Genomic DNA, 19,848 nt, shown 5'->3' with positions numbered 1-19,848 from the left:
CCCCGCCAGACTAAGAACAGCCGTCGACCGCCAACACCTCAATATGCACCTGATGAACTAGTGCATTTGCACCTCAGCGCTGGCCCTTGGCGCCCCACTCCCCGGAAAACAATCCACGCTCGCGCGCCCAGACAATCGCCTCGCTGCGACTGTGCACATCGAGCTTGGAATACACCGTGGCGACATGATTACGCACCGTGTTCGGCGCCAGTTTCAGCCGCGCCGCGATCTCCTTGTCCGCCAGCCCTTCGCAGATCAACCCCAGCACATCGCGCTCACGCGCCGTCAGATCGGTGAACGAAACGCTAGGCAGTTGCGGCGAGTTGACCTTTTTCACATTGGCCAGTTTCTCGATCAACGTACGACTGAACCAGGAAGCATCTTTCATCACCTCCTCAATCGCCGCCACCAACTCAAGCTCGGTACGCTTGCGCTCGGTGATGTCCATCAACACCAGCAAATAACACGGTGTGTCCTGAATATTCACGGTGTCAGCGGACAGCGCGCACTCGAGCAGATCCGCATCTTTCTTGCGCACCCGCACATCCACCCGATCCACCCGCCCGTTTTTCGCCAGCGCCGCCAGCAACCGCGTGCACGCGCCGCTGTCATCGATAAAGTCCAGCTGCGGCACGGTTTTGCCGAGCACGTCGTCGCTGTCATAAGCCAGGGTTTCGAGGAACGCCTGATTGACGTCGATCACCTGCTGTTCGTCAGCACTGCAAATCAGGATCGGCACCGGCGTCAGGCGAAACGCCTTGGCAAAACGCTCCTCACTCTGCCGCAACGCCACCTCGGCCTTGTGCCGCAGCTCCATGTCGACAAAGGAGAACAGCATGCAATCCTCATCGTTGAGCGTCAGCGGCTGGCCGGCCACGATCACCTGCTTGCTGCTGCCATCGGGCAGGCGCAGCTCGGCTTGCATCTGCGGGATGGTCGCGACGTCGCGCAGGCGCTGAATAGCCAGGTCCCGGTGTTCGGCCTGCTCGAAAATGTCGATTTCATAAGAGGACGTGCCAATCACCTGCTCGCGGGTGTACCCGGTCATTTCCAGAAACCCCGGATTGACCTTGATGTAACGCAGATCACTGAGCCGGCAGATCACTGCCGGTGCCGGGTTGGCGTTAAACGTCCTTTCGAAGCGCTGCTCGGCATTGGCCCAATCGGTGACATCGCTCATGATCAGCACCAGCGACTCGGGCTGCCCTTCGCGGTCCGTGAGAATCATGCTGCGCACGCTGTGCACCCAGATTCGCTCCGGGTCGTCGCTCGGCGACACTTCGATCAGCACGTCATTGAAACTCTCACAGCGCGCTACCCGGCTGATCGGGTAGTTTTCGGCGGTGATCGAGTGATTATTGCGATAGCGCAGGTTGAATTTCTTGGCGTATTCGTCGGCATTGTGGCCCAGATCGGTGATCCGCTTGACACCGTGCATGGCCAGCGCAGCTTCGTTGGCCCAGAGAATGCTCTGATCCAGCTCCAACAGGATCACCCCGTCGGACAGCCCGGCGATGATCTGCTGCAACTGGCGGCGGTTGGTTTCGGTGGTCAGGACTTCCTGGCTCATTGGATCTCCACAAGTGATACGGCCATGTGAAGAGTACGACCGCACGCGCTTGCGATCGTGCCAGCGTTAAATTCTTGCAACAACGCAAATCCCCTGTGGGAGCGAGCTTGCTCGCGAATGCGGTACTTCATTCAAAACATTTTTCGACTGTCACTATGCCTTCGCGAGCAAGCTCGCTCCCACAGGATTCAGTGTTGGCTTGAGGTTTCGACCAACTCGCGCAGCGTATCGAGAAACAGCTTCAGTACCGGCGAAGCATCGTCCGCCCGATAAGTGGCATACAGCGGCACCTCCGGCAACGCCGGGGTCAAGCGCCGGAATACCAACCCCGCCGGGGCCAGTTGCTCAATGGACGCCGGTAACAACGCCACGCCAAACCCGGCGCGCACCAGACTCAGCAAGGTCTGCACCTCGATCACTTGTTGACGAATCTGCGGCGTGAACCCGGCCTGAATGCAGCACTGAAACAGAAAATGGGCGAACCGCGACTGCTTCAATTCCAGCGCCACAAACGGCTCCTGTGCCAGATCCGCCGGCGCCAGCACCGCGCGGCCAGCCAGCGGATGATCCGCCGGCATCACCACGTTGATCGGCTCGTAGATCAGCAGTTCATTGCGCAACTGCGGATCGTCATAGCCGACGCGAAACACGCAAGCGTCGATGCGTTTCTCCTTCAACGCCTTGACCTGCGCCGCCGGGGTCATTTCATGCAAACGCCAGTTGACCTGCGGATAACGCTGGCGAAACAGGTGCAAGGCCTTGGGCAGCACGCCGACCATCACCGAACTGATCATGCCGATTTCCAGCTCACCGAGTTGTCCGCGCCCGGTCTGCCGCGTCAGGTCCAACGCCCGCTCAAGCTGTTCGAACACCAGCGGCGCCTGCTCCTTAAGCATCTGCCCCGCCGCCGTGAGTTCGACCCGATGATGGCTGCGCTCGAACAACGGCGTGCCGAGTTCTTCCTCCAGCAAACGAATCTGCTGGCTCAGCGGCGGCTGGCAGATATGCAGGCGCTCGGCGGCGCGACCGAAGTGCAGCTCATCGGCCAACGCCATGAAGTACCGCAGCAGACGCAGATCCATGACGGCTTACCCCAGACTCAGCGGCGTCGAACGCTGGCGTACGCCGGTCAGCGCGAACAAGGCATTGGCGATGGCCGGCACTACCGAAGGGCTGCCCAACTCGCCGACGCCACCGGGCTTACTCGGCTCGCCATTCAACACGACGATGTCGGTGGCCGGCATGTCGGACATGCGCATCACCCGGTAATCGTGGAAATTGCTCTGCACCACCCGGCCCTGTTTGATGTCGAGCCGATCGAACAACGCATGGCCAAGTCCCCACATCAGACCGCCGTAGATCTGTTCCTCGACACCGCCCGGCGAAACCGCCAGACCGCAATCGACCACACAGGTGAGTTTCTCGACCTGGGCCTTGCCATCAACCGTTGCCACTCGCGCAACCACCGCAATAAAACTGGTGTAACCCTGGTTGGTGGCGATCCCCAGCGCCGTGCCCGGCGGCAACGGTTTGCCCCAACCGGCGCGTTCGGCAGCCTGCTTGAGCACGGCCACATGCCGTGGCCGCTCCTGCATATTGGCCAGCCGGAACGCCAATGGATCTTCGCCTGCGGCGTGGGCCAGTTCATCCATGAAGCCTTCCACGGCGAACACGTTGGGGATGAAGCTCACCGAGCGATACCAGCCGCTGGGCACGTGGCTTTCATGCTTGACCCAGTTCAGTTCCAGGTGCGGTGGTCGATAGGCGAAGTCCCACGCGGTGATCGCCTCGGTGGTGCTGTAATCCATATGGTCCGGCCGTTCGAAGTAACCCGGCTCCCACTGCTCCGGCGAGGCCGGCGACACCGCGTGCAGTTGCAGCGCGGTGAGTTTGCCCTGGGCGTCGAGCGCGCCTTTGACTCGATGCAAGGTCGCGGGGTGATTGAACAGCGCGTGCATTTCGTCCTCGCGACTGTTGAGCAGTTTCACCGGCACGCCGGTTTTCTGCGCCAGATACGCGACTTCGAACAACCAGTACTTAGCCTCCCGCGCGCCGAAACTGCCGCCGGAGACCAATTCATGAATGGTCACGTTGGCCTTGTCGATGCCGCACACGGTTTGCGCCGCTTCCAGTGCCGAGGACGGCACCTGCACACCGCCCCAGTAAGTGATCGCTTTGTCCTTGACGCGTGCGGTGATGCAGATCGGTTCCAGCGGGTTTTGCACCTTGTAGGGCATGGTGTAATCGGCTTCGATCAGCTTCGCCGCGCCTGACCATTGCCCGGCGACTTCACCCTGAGCCATGGCTTTGACGGTTTGTGCTTGCGGATCGCCGATGGCCTTGACCTGCGCGCTGGAGAGTTGCTCGCTGTCGAACCCGGCCAAGGGCGAATCGCTCCATTTGATCGCCAGCAGATTGCGCCCCTGCTGCGCGGCCCAGAACGTATCCGCCAACACAGCGACGCCTTCCTGATTGCCGCCGAGCACATCAGGGCGCCCCGCAATCGCCAGCACTTTGCGCACGCCCGGCACCTGCAACGCGGCCGCTGAGTCGACGCTGAGCACTGTCGATCCAACCACCGGCGCGCGCTGAATCACAGCGACCAGCATGTCCGGTAGTTGCACGTCGATGCTGTACTTGAATTGCCCGCAGACTTTGGCTGCCGCATCACGTTTGTGGCGCAGTTTGCCAATGTATTTGAACTGCGCCGGATCCTTCAGCTTGACGTTTGTCGGGGCTGGCAGATTCGCCGCGACGCCGACCAGTTCGCCGTAACCGAGGCTGCGTTTGTTCGCAATGTGAACGACCCGACCTTCTTCCGTGGTGCAACTGTCAGGGCTGACTTTCCACTGCTTGGCGGCTGCCGTGATCAGTAGCGCCCGCGCCATGGCACCGGCCATGCGCAGGCGCTCGTATTCCAGGGAAACACTGGTGCTGCCGCCAGTGGAAAAGACCTTCCAGACCGGATGAATGTAGGTCTCGAAGAACGGATCTTCCGGGGTGATGACCTGCACGGTCATCGGATTGACGTCCAGTTCTTCCGCCACGCACGCGGCCAGCGCTGTTTGCGTGCCGGTGCCGGAATCGTGCTTGTGCACCACCAGTTTCACCGTGCCGTCGGGAAAGATGCGCACCCAGGCATTGGGTTCGAATTCACTCGCCGGGGCCGGCGCTTTTGGGTCAGTCGCCGCCATGCCACTCGGCAGATAAAGAGCAATCGCCAGGCCCGAAGCAACCGTCGCTGCTTGCTTGAGAAACACTCGGCGCGGCAATTCTGTGCGACTGTCGTCGATAAGGCTCATCACGCCTCCTTCGGCGCATTCGCCGCGCGTTTGATCGCTTTTTTGATGCGCCCGTAAGTGCCGCAGCGGCAGATATTCCCGGACATCGCATTGCGGATCGAGTCATCGGTCACCGCCGCACCGGTGTTGAGCAACGCGGCGGCGGACATGATCTGCCCGGATTGACAGTAACCGCATTGCGGCACATCTTCGGCGATCCAGGCCAATTGCAACGGGTGGTTTTGCGTCGGTGACAAGCCTTCGATGGTGGTGATGCGGTGGCCCGCGACGGCGGCCGCCGGCAATTGGCAGGAACGTACCGCGACGCCGTCCAGGTGCACGGTGCAGGCACCGCACAGGCCCATGCCGCAACCGAACTTGGTGCCGGTGAGTTTCAGTTGATCACGCAGTACCCATAACAAGGGCATGGAGGAGGACGCTTCATCCAGCTCGCGTCGTTCGCCGTTAACCGTGAATGCAATCATTGTCAGGCTCCAAAAGAGCGGCCCGTCTTTGTGCGGGCCTGGTGACCGATTATTGGAACCCCGGGCAAAACGCGGCCAGCGACGATTTCTGCCAACCGCTGTAAGCAGGACTAACAACATGTACAAGCGATACCCGTCGGTGCAGTCCATGAGCGCGTTTATCCACGCGGCGCGCAGCGGCAGTTTCTCCAGTGCTGCGCGTAAGCTCGACCTCACGCACAGTGCGATCAGTCAGCAGATCCGCGCGCTGGAAGATTTCATCGGCAAGCCGCTGTTCGTGCGTGAAGGTGGCGGCAGCAATCTGACCGACGCCGGGCAGTTGTTTGCCAGTGTGCTGTCGGACGGTCTGGCGCAGATTGATCGCGCCTTGTCCTCGGTGAAAAACCGCAGCATGGCGCAACGCCTGACCCTCGACGTCGACAGTGAACTGGCGCAGAGCTGGCTCAATCCGCGCCTGCCGCAGCTGCTCGATGAACTGCCGGATTACGAGGTGACGCTGCTGTCGATGCCGCGCAGTGATCGCAGTACGTTTGAGCGAGTGGATCTGGCGTTGCGTTATGGCTATGGCGATTGGGACGACTGCGAGATGACGCAGATTTGTGGCGATCGGGTATTGGCGGTGGCTTCGCCAGAGTTGCTTGAACGCTATGGTTTGCAAGTGCCGCTTAGCCCGGCGCAGATCCTGCAGTTGCCGCTATTGGGGTATACGCGGCGGTCGTGGATTCCATGGCTGGATGCGGCTGGGATGACACCGACCGAACCGTCGGCGCGGGTGATTTTTGATAATGCGGCGAATCTGATTGCGGCGGCTGAGGCCGGCGTTGGTGCGGGGTTGGTGCGTGGATTACTGGCGGCTGATGCGTTGCGCAGTGGGCGATTGGTGGCGTTGAACGAGGCGCAGATTGCGGCGCATTACAACCTTTATGCGGTATGGCCGCATGGGCAGGCGGAGCGTGTGGCGCCGGTGGTTGATGCGGTTAGACAGTTAGTCCTGTGTACGCTTGAGAACCCTGCCCTCACCCTAGCCCTCTCCCAGAGGTAGAGGGGACCGATCGGGGAATATTGGCGAATGACACCGACGTGCACCTCCTGCTGGGAATCCATAATCGATTCCATCTGACAGGGGAATGCTTCAGAAAATCGTCGACCTGAACCAGCCTCGCCGAATCCATAATCGCCTCGGTTTCTCAGGTCGATGCATCGCGAAAGACACCTCGGTCGGCCCCCTCTCCCTCCGGGAGAGGGCTGGGGTGAGGGTCGCTTTTGACCTGTCCATATCGAACGCATATCACCACCGCGCCCAATTAATATTGTACGAACCCAACCCCGCCTTCCAATACTCGCCCTCAGCAACCACCCACCCGGGCCGGATGCGAACAGGCGAGGGAATGCGCATGTCTTGCGCATAGCAACGGCCGATTGCCCGGGACGTGGATGCCGAGAGCCGCAAGGCTCCCTTCCCCGCTATCAGGAGATCGACTGCAATGATCATCGATATCAGCTGCTATCCCACGGATCTCGTGGACCTCGCCTGGAGGCATGACGGTGACCCGTTCACCGGCGAGCGTCTGCTGGAGATGATGGATGGCCCGTACATGGTCAACGGCAAGCCGCGCCGTATCGACAAAGCCTTCATCCAGCCGCCGCAAGGCAACACGATTTACACCTGGACCGACGGCGACCTTACCGGCCGCGAATCCATCGACGCCTACATGGCCTATACCCTGAAAATGGTCCAGACCTACCCGGACCGCTTCATCGGCTGCTTCGTCTACAACCCGCGCTGCGGTGTGGAAAACGGCGTCGAGGCGATCGAGCGCTACGTCAAGGAACACGGTTTCGGCATGGTGCAGATGCAGGCCAACATGCACGCCTACCGTCCTGACCGTGCCCTCGATTGGGTTCGCCCATGCTTCGAGAAATGCGCCGAACTGGGCATTCCGGTCAAGCTGCACACCGGCGATGGGCCTTACAGCATCCCGTCGGAATGGGTGCCGATGATCAAGGAGTTTCCCAACGTCAATTTCATCATGGCCCACTTCGGCGTGCAGACCGGCGGCGTCTATGTGTTCGAACCGATGCAATGGGCGATGGAATTGCCCAACGTCTACTGCGAATCCGGCTGGTGCCTGCAATCGCGGATCGTCGAATTCGCCAAGGTCTTGCCGACGCACAAGATCCTCTTCGGCACCGACACGCCACCGAACGAACCGGGCATGTGGCTGCGCCTGCTCGAAGTGCTCTGCCACGAGCCGCCGCAAGGCCTGAACCTCGACGAGGACACCCTCGAAGAATATCTGGGCAACAACACCGCGCGGATGATCGGCCTCGAACCGACCCCGCCACCGCGTTCCGTTTCCGAAGCAGAGGCGCAACTCAAGCGTCCCGTCACCACTCAACTGGCCAGGAGCTGAACCGATGATCATCGACACCCATCTGCACCCCACCAATCTGGTCGACGAGGCCTGGCGCCACACCGGCGAACCGTTCACCGGCGAGCGCATGCTCAAGTTGATGGACGGCCCGTACATGATCAACGGCAAACCGCGCCGCATCGACATGGGTTTCATCCAGCCGCCACCGGGCAACACCGGTTATCGCGACGGCAACCGCCGGGGCCGCGAGGGCGTGCGCGACTACATGTCCTACGTCGCCGAACTCTGTGTGAAGTACCCGGACCGCTTCATCGGCAACTTCAACTTCAACCCGCGCTGGGGACCGGAAAACGGTGCGGCGGAGCTGGAATTCCACATCAAGGAATACGGCTTCAAGATGCTCAAGCTGCACGCCAACATGCACGGCTATCGCCCGGATCGCGCACTCGACTGGTTGCGCCCGGCGATGAAGGTCTGCGCCAAGTACAACATCGTCGTGCTGATCCACACCGGCGACGGCCCGTACACGATTCCGACGATGTTCTACCCGATCATCCGCGAGTTTCCGATGGTCAATTTCATCATCGGCCACTTCGGTATCCAGACCGGCGGCAACTACTCGTTCGAGGCGTTCTGGATGGCCATGGACACGCCGAACGTTTACTGCGAATCGGGCTGGTGCTTCCAGTCGCGGATCGTCGAGTTCGCCAAGGAGCTGCCGCGCAACAAGATCGTGTTCGGCACCGATTCGCCGCCGAACGAACCGGGCATGTGGCTGCGCGAACTTGAGGTGTTGTGCTCACCCGCGCCGCAAGGTCTGGGTATCGATGAGGATCATCTCGAAGACTACCTGGGCAACAACATCGCCCGGTTGTGCGGGATCGAACCGACGCCACCGCCCAAGGATCTGGTCGAGGCCGACATACGCCTGACCACCACCTATCTGTAGCCATACACAAAACCTGTGGGAGCGAGCTTGCTCGCGATAGCGGTGTGTCATTTAGCGGTGATAGTGACTGATACACCGCTATCGCGAGCAGGCTCACTCCTACAGGGGATCTGTGTTCAACCCAGGCACACAGCGACTTTACAGGCACGAAGATGACCCGGCGTTCGCTCGACCGGCAGGCCAACGGCTGGCCGCGCGATCGCCCTCTCACCCCTGCGTGCCTGCTTTTTACGAGGTGACACCATGACCCGTTCGACGCTCGGCGATTCTCAGGACTTTCACGTGTTCATCGACGGCTATCGCCGTGAGTACCCGGACGATGTGCTGACTGTCACCCCAGCGATTTCCGCCGATCAGGACGTCACCGCCCTGGTCGATGCCCTCGCCACCCAAGGTCGCGATCCACTGCTGATCTGCGAACACGTCGGCAACCTCGGTGTGCCGGTGGCGACTAATCTGTTTGCCTCCCGAACCCGTATTGCCCGGCTGTTCGGCGTCACTGCGGCGCAACTGCACGAAACCTTCCAGGCCCGCGTCAATCAGCCCATCGCACCACGCTATGTGGAGAGCGGTCCGATCCTCGATGAGGTCTTCGAAGGCGAAGCGCTGGACCTGGCGCTGCTGCCGATGCTCAAGCATTTCGCCAGCGATCGCGGCCCATACATCACCAACGCAATCATCATCGCCGAAGACCCGCTGACCGGCATCGCCAACATGAGCTATCACCGCTCGATGCGCCACGCCCGCCAAGCGCTTGCGACCAGTCTGCATTCACGCGGGCACTTGTGGCGAATGTTGCAGACCGCTCGCGAGCGTGGCGAAGAACTGCGCGTGGCGATGGTCGTCGGTGCGCATCCGTTGTTCATGCTCGCCGCCGCTGCACGTTTGCCCTACGGCAGCGATGAACGCGCTGTGGCTGGCGGACTGTTCGGCGCACCGCTGGAGCTGGTGAAAACCCCGCGCTACGGCATCGGTGTGCCAGCGTATGCCGAGTTCGTGCTGGAAGGTGCGATCGACCCGGCGGCCTACGCCGAGGAAGGCCCGTTCGGTGAATTCAGCGGTTACTCCTCGGATCGTTCGACCAACAACGTGCTGCGCGTGGATACGCTGTTAAAGCGCAAAGACGCTTGGCTGGTCGACGTCATGGGCGGCCGCTACGCCGAACACCTGACCCTTGCCCGCCTGCCGCGCGAAGCGGAAATGAGCGAGAAGCTGAAAGCGCGGTTCCCCGCGGTCACTGCCGTGCATTACCCCAATTCCGGCACGCATTTTCACTGCTACGTCGCGCTGGACCAAAGCCGTGACGGCGAGGCGCGGCAGATCATGCTGGCGCTGCTCGGCTGGGATCCGTACCTGAAAACAGTGATCGCAGTGGACAGCGATATCGACATCAGCGATGACAGCCAGGTGCTGTGGGCACTGGCCACGCATTTCCAGCCGCATCTGGATATTTTTACCATTGATGGCTTGCCGGGCAGTCCGCTCGATCCATCGTCCTCGGTGAATGGCACCACCTCGCGGATGGGCCTCGATGCAACTCGCGGCTCCGGGTTTGACGGAATCAAGGCGCAGCTCGATCAAGAGGTACTCGAACGCGCGCGGGTTCTGCTCAAAGGACTTGAATCATGAACCGCCAGCGGATGGTGGTCGGTATCAGCGGCGCGTCCGGGTTTATCTATGGCGTGCGACTCCTGCAATTGCTCGCCGAGCTGAACATCGAAAGCCACCTGATCACCAGCCGTGCCGCGCTGCTGACCATGGCCCACGAAACCGACTACAAATTGGCCGACGTGACCGCGCTGGCCAGCCATTATCACCGCGCCGATGACGTCGCTGCCGGAATTGCCAGTGGCTCGTTTCGTTGCCTGGGTATGGTCGTCGCGCCGTGTTCGATGCGCACCTTGGCGGAGATTGCCACCGGCACGTCCTCGGGGCTGATCGGTCGTGCCGCCGACGTCACGCTCAAGGAACGTCGCACGCTGGTGTTGATGGCCCGGGAAACCCCGCTGACCCTCGCCCATCTGCGCAACATGACCGCCGTTACCGAGATGGGCGGGATCATCGCCCCGCCGGTGCCCGCCTTCTATGCCCGCCCGGAGAACCTGGCGCAAATGGTCGACCACAGCCTCGGTCGCGTGCTCGATCTGTTCGGCCTCGATGCGGGCGTCGCCACCCGCTGGCGAGAACACACAACCCCCTGTAGGAGTGAGCCTGCTCGCGATGACGTTGTATCAATCACATAAATGTCGGCTGATACACCGCCATCGCGAGCAGGCTCACTCCTACAGAAAAGCAGCATCACCCGAATTCAGTGTGCACCGGTCAATCAAAGGAGCCTCACCATGAACACCCCCTTCAACGCCCCAACCCGCAACACCAAAATCCCCGTGACCATCCTCACCGGCTTCCTCGGCGCGGGTAAAACCACCCTGCTCAATTACATCCTCAAGGAAAACCACGGCCGCAAAATCGCCGTGATCGAAAACGAGTTCGGCGAAGTCGGTATCGACGGCGACCTCGTCCTCAGTTCCGAGACCGAAGAAATCTACGAGATGGTCAACGGCTGCGTGTGCTGCACTGCCGAGGTTCGCGAGGACCTGGTGCGCATCGTCCGCGAACTGGTGGCGCGGCCGGTGCGACTCGATCACATCCTCATCGAAACCAGTGGCCTGGCCGATCCGTATCCAGTGGCGCAGAGCTTCTTCATCAATGACCCGATCGCCGAAGAAGTAGAACTCGACGCGATCGTAACCATGGTCGACGCCAAACACATCGCTCAGCATCTGGAGGATCTGCAACTCGATGGCGTCGACAATCAGGCGGTGGATCAGATTGTCTGCGCCGACCGGATCGTCATCAACAAGGTCGATCTGGTCAGCAGCGACGAGGTGGACGTTCTGCGCGGCAAGATCCGTGGTTTGAACGCCACAGCGGATCTGGTGACCTCGACCCATGCGCAAATCGACCTGACGAAAATCCTCGGCATCGGCGCATTCGAATGCACGCAGAAGCTCATGGAAATCGGTGCTGAACCTGAGCACCACGACCACCACGCTCATCATCACGATGCGCCCGATCACGAACACGATCCAAGCGTGTCATCGGTGGGCATCGCCGTGGACGGCGCGGTCAACCTGATGGCCTTCCACCGCTGGATCAGCGAACTACGTTCCTCTCAGGCCGACAATCTGTACCGCATGAAAGGCGTGCTGGCGGTGGCCAACGAGGACCAGCGCTACGTGCTGCAAGGCGTGCACAGTCTGGTGGAATTCCGCGCCTCGACCGCGTGGGGCACGGAGCCCCGCTCGAGCAAGATCGTATTCATCGGCCGCGACCTCGACCGCGCGGCGCTGAACCAGGGCTTCGCCGCCTGCCTGGCAGGCTGAAACAAGGCATCGGAGCCGGTGGATGGCGGCTTCGCAGCACGAATGACTGATGTTCGCCACTTGGGGCTGCACAAGTCCCTGTGGGAGCGAGCTTGCTCGCGAAGAGGCCGTCACATTCAACCTCTCAGTTGACTGACATATCGCCTTCGCGAGCAAGCTCGCTCCCACAGGGTTCCACTGTGTCCTTGAGCTGATCAGCATCAGACGAATACCCCTCTCTACCGCATAAAAACAGCCAGAGGTGTTTCCCCATGTCGTCAGCCCCATCTCCAACGCAATCCGCCGCCACCGTGCACCCCGTCGACCGCATTTTACCGGTGCGACAGATGCTCACCCTCGGCCTGCAACACATGGCCGTGTCGTACATCGGCGCCATCGCCGTGCCGTTGATTGTCGCCAGTGCCTTGAAAATGTCTCATGCCGACACGGTGGTGCTGATCAGCACCACGCTGTTCTGCTCGGGCATCGCCACCCTGTTGCAAACCGTTGGTTTCTGGAAATTCGGCGTGCGCCTGCCAATTCTGCAAGGCGTGGCGTTCAGTAGCGTCGGCCCGGTGATCGCCATCGGCAGCAACCCGGAGGTGGGCTTTGCCGGAGTCTGTGGGGCGGTGATCGGAGCCGGGTTGTTCACCATGCTGATGGCGCCGTTCGTGGGTCGATTGCGGCGATTTTTTCCGCCGGTGGTGACCGGTTGCATCGTCACCGTGATCGGCTTGCAGCTGTTCCCGATTGCCTATGAATGGGTCGGCGGCGGGCGCAACGCGAGCAACTTCGGCGCCCCGGCGTTTCTCGGTGTGGCGGTGGTGGTGTTGCTGACGATTCTGCTGGTCAACCGCTACGGCAGCCCGCTACTGCGCAACATGGCGGTGCTGATCGGTATGCTGATCGGTGCAGGCCTCGCGTATGGCCTCGGCATGGGCAGTTTCCACAGCGTCGAAGAAGCGCCGTGGCTGACCGTACCCTACCCGTTCTATTTCGGTCTGCCGACTTTCAGTCTGATCCCGATCGCGACCATGGTGGTGGTGATGATCGTGCAGATGGTCGAGTCGATGGGGCTGTTCGTGGCCATCGGCGACATCGTTGAAAAGCCGGTGGAAGACAAACAGGTCATCAATGGCCTGCGCGCCAACGGTCTGGCCAGCACCATCGCCGGGATGTTCGCCGCGTTTCCGTTTATCGCCTTCATGGAAAACGTCGGCCTGGTGATTCTGACCGGCGTGCGCAGCCGTTGGGTGGTCGCAGTCAGCGGCCTGCTGATGTGCTCGATTGCCCTGGTGCCGAAGGCCGGCGCGATCATCGCTTCGATGCCGACCGCCGCCCTCGGAGGAGCTGGCATCGCCATGTTCGGCGTGGTCGCAGCGGCAGGCATTCAGACCCTCGCCAAAGTCGACTACGAGCGCAATCGCTACAACGTGCTGATCGTCGGTTTCACCATCGCCGCCGCGCTGGTACCGGTGCTCGCGCCAACCTTGTTCAAACAACTCCCCGAGTGGTCGCAGCCGTTCCTGCACAGCAGCGTGGTCATCGCCTGCCTGGTGTCGGTGCTGCTCAACGCCGCGCTGAATGGCGTCAGTGTGGCGGAAACCACCGCCAGCAAATCCGCCTCGCACATCCTTTAGTTTGGAGCTGCCCATGACTCAACTTCAGAACATCCTGATCAAGCACCCGGTCGCGGTGATGACCGGCCTGCGCGGCCCCCGCGCGCGGGCCGGTGCCGTGGACATCCGCGTGGTCAATGGCCGCATTGCCGAAATGGCTGCGAACCTTGAGCCACAACCCGGCGAACGGGTGATCGACGCGCGCAACTGCGTGGTCTACCCGGGCTGGATCAACACCCACCACCACCTGTTCCAGAACCTGCTCAAAGCCGTGCCCGAAGGTTTGAATCAAGACCTGCAAGGCTGGCTGGCCAGCGTGCCCTACCCGCGCCTCAACCGCTTTACCCCGCAACTGGCGCGGATCGCCGCGCGGTTGGGCATGGTCGAATTGCTGCTGTCCGGCGTCACCACCTGCGCCGATCACCATTATCTCTACCACGCCCACGGCAGCACCGAGACCGGTGATCTGCTGTTCGATCTGGCGGATGAGTTTGGCCTGCGCTTTGTCCTGTGCCGTGGCGGCGCGCTGGAGTCGGCGAGCGCCCATCCGGGCTTCTCGAAAACCGCGCTGCAACCGGAAAGCCTTGAGCAAATGGTCGGCGATATCGAACGGTTGAAATCGCGGTACCACCAGGACACCCCGGACGCGATGCGCCGCGTGGTGGTCGCCCCGACCACGCCAACGTTCTCGCTGCCGCCAACCCTGTTGCGCGAACTCGCGCACACCGCTCGTGGCCTCGGCTTACGCCTGCACACGCACTTGTCGGAGACACAGAACTACGTGAATTTCTGCCGCGAAAAATACAATTGCCTGCCGGTGGAATTCGTCGCCGAGCACGAATGGCTCGGCCCGGACGTCTGGTTCGCCCATGCCGTGCATCTACAACCCGGTGAAATCCGCATGCTCGCGCAGACCGGCACCGGCGTCTCCCACTGCCCGGTGAGTAACGCTCGGCTGGGCAGCGGCGTGGCGCCTGTGCCGCAGATGTATGAGGCCGGCGTGCCGATTTCCCTGGGAGTGGATGGCGTAGCCTCGAACGAGTCCGGAAGCATGGTTGGCGAAGCCAACACTGCATGGCTGATCCACCGCGCAGAACAAGGCGCCTCGGCGACCACGGTGGAAGATGTCATTCACTGGGGCACGGCGGGCGGCGCGCAAGTGCTAGGCCTCGGCGCCGTTGGCACACTTGAAGTCGGTCAGGCGGCAGATCTGGTGATCTACAGCCTCGACCATCCACGCTTCTATGGCTTCCACGACAGCGCCGTCGCGCCCGTGGTAGCGGGTGAACCGATTACGGTGAAATACAGTTTGGTCGGCGGCCGCGTGGTCGTGGAGAACGGCGTGATTCCGGGCCTGGACATTGAACGCATGCGCGCCGAAGCATGGGAAGGTGTGCAGCAACTGATGAACGTCGACGACTGATTCCAATCCACCACAACTTCAATGTGGGAGCGAGCCTGCTCGCGAAGGCATATTGTCAGCCACTGCAACATTGAGTGATCCAACGCTTTCGCGAGCAGGCTCGCTCCCACATAAAGCCGTCGCATTCGCGACTTTCGGCTTTCTCGACTAACGTTATTACCTCATCGGACAGAGCCCCTGCCCGCAATACAGGGCTCTTTTTCAAGGAGAGACTGATGACGTCGCGTCGCAACATCGAACAGACCTATCGCACCTGGTCCAGCCCGATTCTGCTGGAGCTGAAAAAGCGTGAACACCAAATGGCGCCGGTCGAGCGTCAGGCACTTGAGAATGTTCTGGTGGAAAGAAGGTTGCTGGACATCGGCGGCCCGGAGGGTATTGAACGTCGTCGAAACAGCGGTGCCTGACACTGCACTTTCGCGAGCAGGCTCGCTCCCACAGGGTTTGAAGTTGTTCACAACATTTGTGTTCATCCGCAATCACTGTGGGAGCGAGCCTGCTCGCGAAGAGGCCCGTGTAGACGCCTCCATCATTTGGGCCGACGCACCGCCCTCACCCGACCACTGTCGCCGCCACCGCAATAGAAACGATCGGCTCCGTCGGCCTCCAGCCCCGAAACACCCGAGCCCTTTGGCATCTTCAGCGACTCGATAACCTTGCCATCCTGCGGATCGATCCGCCGCAGCTCACTCTCATCCGCCTCCCAAGTGCCATGCCACAACCCGCCATCCACCCAGGTCACCCCGGTGACAAACCGGTTCGACTCCAACGTACGCAGGATCTCGCCGGTCTGCGGATCAATCTGATGAATCTTGCGCTCGCGATACTGCCCGACCCATAACGAGCCATCCGCCCAGGCCATGCCTGAGTCGCCGCCATTGCCCGGGGCCGGGATGGTGTGGAGCACGCGCCCCGTGGCCGGATCGATCTTGTGGATGCGGCGGTCGGCAATCTGGTACAGGTGCTGGCCGTCAAAAGCGGTACCGCCGTCGGCGCCAACCTTGATCGTGCGCACGGTTTCGCCACTGGCCGGATCCAGAGCATTGAGCTGGCCGTCGCTGGCGAACCAGACCTGCTGGCCATCGAATGTCACGCCGTGAATGCCTTTGATGCCATCAAAAGGACCGTACTCGCGAAGGACTTCTGCATTTGAGTGTTTCATGGCAACTTCCTCGTGGATGTGTGGCTCCAGCCTAGCCATTGCCCAGTGACACCGGGAGTAACAAGATCGTCGCGAAACCCGGTAGCGGTGGCGTCATCCAACGCCGCGCCCGGCCCACGCCGAAGGCCTGCACTTTGTCCGCCAGCGCCAATGCCTCCAACGCCCGCTGAACCTGGCGCTGACTATTGCCCAAGGCCAGTGCCAACGCCGAACTCGACCAAGCCTCGCCGTCGGCAAGCAAGGCCAGCAACGCCGCGTATTTGTCTTCAACCGGCAACGTCAGCAACGCAACGTCCTCAGCCACCAGCGCAAAGCCCCTTGGTGTTGCGGCGATATTCGCCAGCGGCTTCAGTGCCGCACGCAATCGGCCAATTTCGACCCGCAGGCGAGCACGGTGCGATTCATCCGTGAGGGGGAAACCAAAGGCTGTGGCGAACAGCGTTTCGCGCGCCACATCGTCCGGCCAGGCTTGCGCAAGTAATCGTGCGAGACTGAACAGCACCGGCCGCGTGGCCAGCGCCACCGTCATGCCGGCACCGCGCACGCTATAGCGGCAGGCATCGACGATCAGTGTCGACGAGTTGAACAAAGCTTCAACCTGCGCCAGATTCACTCGTTGCGCCTGACCGGCAACGATCAACCGCGCTGCCGGCGCAGCGAGCATGTGACAGGCGTGATCGACCTCGGCGCTCAGTGCGGCGATCCCGGCCTGTTGCGCCGCAGCCTGCGCCCGAGCCAGCGCCGCGCTGGCCTTGTGTGCCTGGACCCGACGCACGGCGATTCCGGCGGCGATCAACTCATGAGCAGTACGCAGCGCCGGCGGCAACGGCGCCGGGTCAGTTTCACCCAGCAACGTTTCGGCCTCATCCAGTTCGCCGATCAACAGCAACCGGCGAATCTGCAAATAGCGCGCGTGCGCCGCGTTCACGCCGTCACCGTGCTCCTGCAAGACCCGCCGCGCCGCCTCCAGCGCCTTCACCGGCCAGCCCAGATCCCGCGCTGCCAGCGCCACCTCGGCCTCGGCGACCACACAACGCGCCCGTGACAGCGGTTCATTGCTGCCGAACGCCTTTATCGCCCGTTGCAACAACGCCTTGGCGCGGGGCAGATCACCGAGCTGAGCCATGGCAATTGCGCGCAGGGCCAGCGCCGGCGGATCCTCACGCAGAGCGACGTAGTTCAACGCGCCTAGCGGGTCACCAGCAGACAGCGCGCGGCCGGCGGCGTTGATCAGCGAATCCATGGCTCGTCCGTCCCTCGGTGGCTGAATCGTGAGCTGAGTCTGATCGCTGATTATGGCGCGTTTGGACGCTTGATCGGCTGTTTCAGTTGTTGCAACATCGGCACAGCTTTTCCAATGGATGGAGTCGAGCATGCTGGATGCAAACGCTAGCCACATTACCTTCACTGTCGAAGGCGCCAACGCCGACCTGCAAGTCCTCAGCTTCACCGGTAGCGAAGCCCTCAACCAACCGTTCCGTTTCGACCTCGAACTCGTCAGCGCCCGCCCCGACCTCAAACTCGAAGAGCTGTTGCACAAGCCCGGCGTCCTGACTTTCGGCCCGACCGGCGAAGGCAAGATCCACGGTCTGGTCTATCGCATCGAGCAAGGCGACTCCGGCAAAACCCTGACCCGTTACAGCCTCAGCCTGGTGCCACAACTGGCCTACCTGCGGCATAACCACGATCAGCAGATTTTCCAGCAACTGACCGTGCCGAAGATCATCGCTCAGGTGCTGGAAGATCGCGGCATTCTTGCCGACGCCTACAGCTTCCAGCTCGGCGCCGAATACCCGGAACGCGACTACTGCGTGCAGTACGACGAATCCGACCTGCATTTCATCCAGCGCCTGTGCGAAGAAGAAGGCATTCACTTCCACTTCCAGCACAGCAGCAGCGGCCACAAACTGGTGTTCGGCGACGACCAGACGGTGTTCCGCAAACTGAAACCGGTGAGCTACCAGCAAGACTCCGGCATGGCCGCCGACAAACCGGTGATCAAGCGCTTCAACCTGCGCCTGGAAACCCGCACCACCCGCGTCAGCCGCCGCGATTACGACTTCGAGAAACCGAAGATCCTCCCCGAAGGCGCGGTCAAAACCGAGTTCGCCCCGGACCTTGAGGACTACGACTACCCCGGCCGCTTCACCACCCGCGAGCGCGGCAAATTCCTTTCCACCCGCGCGCTGGAACGCCATCGCAGCGACTACAAACTCGCCGAAGGCAAAGGTGACGAACCAACCCTCACCAGCGGCCACTTCCTCACCCTCGCCGAACACCCGCGCGCCGAATGGAACGACCTGTGGCTGCTGCTGGAAGTCTTCCACGAAGGCAAACAACCGCAAGTACTCGGCGAAAACGTCACCAGCGACGTCACCGACCACAAAAGCGATTTCCACCAGGGCTACCGCAACAGCTTCCTCGCCACCCCGTGGGACGCGCACTACCGCCCTGCCCTCGAGCACCCGAAACCGAAAGTCCTCGGCAGCCAGACCGCCGTCGTCACCGGCCCGGCAGGCGAAGAAATCCACTGCGACCAATACGGCCGCATCAAAGTGCAATTCCACTGGGACCGCGACGGCCAGTCCAACGACAAAACCACCTGCTGGATGCGCGTCGCCAGCGGCTGGGCCGGCGCCGCGTACGGCGGCATCGCCATCCCGCGCATTGGCATGGAAGTCCTCGTCACCTTCCTCGAAGGCGATCCCGACCAGCCATTGGTCACCGGTTGCCTGTACCACAAGGAAAACGTCGTCCCCTACGACCTGCCGGCCAACAAGACCCGCAGCACCTTCAAGACCCTGAGTTCACCGGGCGGCAAGGGCTACAACGAATTCCGCATCGAAGACAAGAAAGGCGTCGAGCAGATCTACATCCACGCCCAGCGCGACTGGGATGAGAACATCGAGCACGATCAGAAGATTCGCGTCGGTAACGAACGGCACGACACCGTTGAAGCCAACACGCTGAGTGAGTTCAAAGTTGAAGAACACCGGATTACGCATCTGGATCGGGTTAGCGAAATGCGTGCGGATGATCACCTGACGGTGGGTGTGACGCAGCATCTGAAGGTGGGGACTGCGCAGTTTGTTGAGGCTGGGTCAGAAATCCATTACTACGCCGGCCAGAAGGTTGTGGTCGAAGGCGCAATGGAGCTCACGGCCAAGGCTGGCGGCAATTTCGTGAAAGTCGACGCTGGTGGCGTAACCATCAGCGGCGCCGAGGTGAAGGTCAACACTGGCGGCTCGCCTGGGGTGGGCAGCGGCATCGGGATTTTGGTGCCGTTGACTCCCGGCGCAGTTGACACCGATAAATTCGGCCAATTGCCTGACAGCGCGCCGCGCAGTCACAAGGCGCGCTACCTGTTGCTGGATGAGAAAACCGGTGAACCTCTGGTGGGCACCCCATATACGTTGAAGCTCGCTGATGGCACCCGAATTGCCGGTTATACCAACGAAGAAGGAAAAACCTTTCAGGCACTCAGCAGCAGCCCGGCAGAGGTCGAACTGCTGACACCTGTTCGCAAACCCGAGCCTGAAGAACCGTTGATCAGGGCCGGGGAAAGCGCACCCAAGGAAATGACCCTGGACTTCAAAAACGCCAACTCGGAGGGCTGAAT

The 19,848-nt window shown here is 61.4% G+C and carries 16 protein-coding genes; 10 read left to right on the top strand and 6 right to left on the bottom strand.

Going from position 1 to position 19,848, the window contains the following annotated elements; translation table 11 throughout:
- Positions 1 to 73: 73 nt before the first annotated feature.
- The 4 genes from CLU80_RS24895 to CLU80_RS24875 form a co-directional block, all read right to left on the bottom strand.
- Positions 74 to 1,570, bottom strand: a complete 1,497-nt coding sequence (locus tag CLU80_RS24895) for a helix-turn-helix transcriptional regulator (protein ID WP_099758666.1) — start codon at positions 1,568 to 1,570, stop codon at positions 74 to 76.
- A 188-nt stretch (positions 1,571 to 1,758) separates the two neighbouring features.
- Complete coding sequence (locus CLU80_RS24885) at positions 1,759 to 2,652, bottom strand: LysR substrate-binding domain-containing protein (RefSeq protein WP_093438857.1); 894 nt, start codon at positions 2,650 to 2,652, stop codon at positions 1,759 to 1,761.
- Between the two features lie 6 nt (positions 2,653 to 2,658).
- Positions 2,659 to 4,872, bottom strand: coding sequence for a xanthine dehydrogenase family protein molybdopterin-binding subunit (locus CLU80_RS24880; protein WP_099758665.1), 2,214 nt, complete (start codon positions 4,870 to 4,872; stop codon positions 2,659 to 2,661).
- Positions 4,872 to 5,336: a (2Fe-2S)-binding protein gene (locus tag CLU80_RS24875; protein WP_099758664.1), complete on the bottom strand. Its 465-nt coding sequence runs from the start codon at positions 5,334 to 5,336 to the stop codon at positions 4,872 to 4,874. The genes CLU80_RS24880 and CLU80_RS24875 overlap by 1 nt, the downstream gene beginning before the upstream one ends.
- Positions 5,337 to 5,454: 118 nt before the next feature.
- On the opposite strand from CLU80_RS24875, the gene CLU80_RS24870 reads away from it, so the two are divergent.
- The 9 genes from CLU80_RS24870 to CLU80_RS24825 all read left to right on the top strand — a co-directional run bounded on the left by CLU80_RS24870 (position 5,455) and on the right by CLU80_RS24825 (position 15,474).
- A complete protein-coding gene (locus tag CLU80_RS24870) occupies positions 5,455 to 6,378 on the top strand; it encodes a LysR substrate-binding domain-containing protein (RefSeq protein ID WP_099758663.1) in 924 nt (307 codons plus the stop codon).
- Between the two features lie 442 nt (positions 6,379 to 6,820).
- Complete coding sequence (locus CLU80_RS24865) at positions 6,821 to 7,750, top strand: amidohydrolase family protein (protein ID WP_099758662.1); 930 nt, start codon at positions 6,821 to 6,823, stop codon at positions 7,748 to 7,750.
- 4 nt (positions 7,751 to 7,754) lie between these two features.
- On the top strand, positions 7,755 to 8,660 hold the full coding sequence (locus tag CLU80_RS24860) for an amidohydrolase family protein (RefSeq protein ID WP_003224037.1): 906 nt from the start codon (positions 7,755 to 7,757) through the stop codon (positions 8,658 to 8,660).
- 243 nt (positions 8,661 to 8,903) lie between these two features.
- The gene (locus CLU80_RS24850; RefSeq protein ID WP_099758661.1) at positions 8,904 to 10,289 is read left to right on the top strand and encodes a UbiD family decarboxylase; all 1,386 of its coding nucleotides are present in this window, start codon (positions 8,904 to 8,906) and stop codon (positions 10,287 to 10,289) included.
- A complete protein-coding gene (locus tag CLU80_RS24845) occupies positions 10,286 to 10,903 on the top strand; it encodes a UbiX family flavin prenyltransferase (RefSeq protein WP_099758660.1) in 618 nt (205 codons plus the stop codon). Before CLU80_RS24850 ends, CLU80_RS24845 begins: the two co-directional genes overlap by 4 nt.
- Before the next feature lie 99 nt (positions 10,904 to 11,002).
- Positions 11,003 to 12,046, top strand: coding sequence for a CobW family GTP-binding protein (locus tag CLU80_RS24840; RefSeq protein WP_099758659.1), 1,044 nt, complete (start codon positions 11,003 to 11,005; stop codon positions 12,044 to 12,046).
- 251 nt (positions 12,047 to 12,297) lie between these two features.
- Positions 12,298 to 13,665 carry a nucleobase:cation symporter-2 family protein gene (locus tag CLU80_RS24835; protein ID WP_093438891.1) on the top strand — a complete coding sequence of 456 codons (1,368 nt, stop codon included), beginning with the start codon at positions 12,298 to 12,300 and terminating at the stop codon, positions 13,663 to 13,665.
- 13 nt (positions 13,666 to 13,678) lie between these two features.
- The gene (locus CLU80_RS24830) at positions 13,679 to 15,067 is read left to right on the top strand and encodes an amidohydrolase family protein (RefSeq protein WP_099758658.1); all 1,389 of its coding nucleotides are present in this window, start codon (positions 13,679 to 13,681) and stop codon (positions 15,065 to 15,067) included.
- 215 nt (positions 15,068 to 15,282) lie between these two features.
- The gene (locus tag CLU80_RS24825; RefSeq protein ID WP_099758657.1) at positions 15,283 to 15,474 is read left to right on the top strand and encodes a hypothetical protein; all 192 of its coding nucleotides are present in this window, start codon (positions 15,283 to 15,285) and stop codon (positions 15,472 to 15,474) included.
- A 122-nt stretch (positions 15,475 to 15,596) separates the two neighbouring features.
- Here CLU80_RS24825 and CLU80_RS24820 read toward each other — a convergent pair whose 3' ends face one another.
- Complete coding sequence (locus tag CLU80_RS24820; RefSeq protein WP_099758656.1) at positions 15,597 to 16,229, bottom strand: Vgb family protein; 633 nt, start codon at positions 16,227 to 16,229, stop codon at positions 15,597 to 15,599.
- Positions 16,230 to 16,260: 31 nt separating this feature from the next.
- Positions 16,261 to 17,472 (bottom strand): helix-turn-helix domain-containing protein, encoded by a 1,212-nt coding sequence (locus CLU80_RS24815; RefSeq protein WP_099758655.1) that lies wholly within the window; start codon positions 17,470 to 17,472, stop codon positions 16,261 to 16,263.
- Positions 17,473 to 17,602: 130 nt separating this feature from the next.
- Here CLU80_RS24815 and CLU80_RS24810 point away from each other — a divergent pair, with 130 nt between their 5' ends.
- Entirely contained in the window at positions 17,603 to 19,846 is a 2,244-nt protein-coding gene (locus CLU80_RS24810) for a type VI secretion system Vgr family protein (RefSeq protein WP_286079772.1), read from the top strand.
- Positions 19,847 to 19,848: the final 2 nt, after the last annotated feature.

Origin of the sequence: Pseudomonas sp. 29, from assembly GCF_002754355.1 — a bacterium.
GTDB classification, from domain to species: Bacteria; Pseudomonadota; Gammaproteobacteria; order Pseudomonadales; family Pseudomonadaceae; genus Aquipseudomonas; species Aquipseudomonas neuropathica.
Note: the sequence above shows the minus strand (reverse complement) of the source record. Positions and strands in the feature narration are given on the sequence as shown.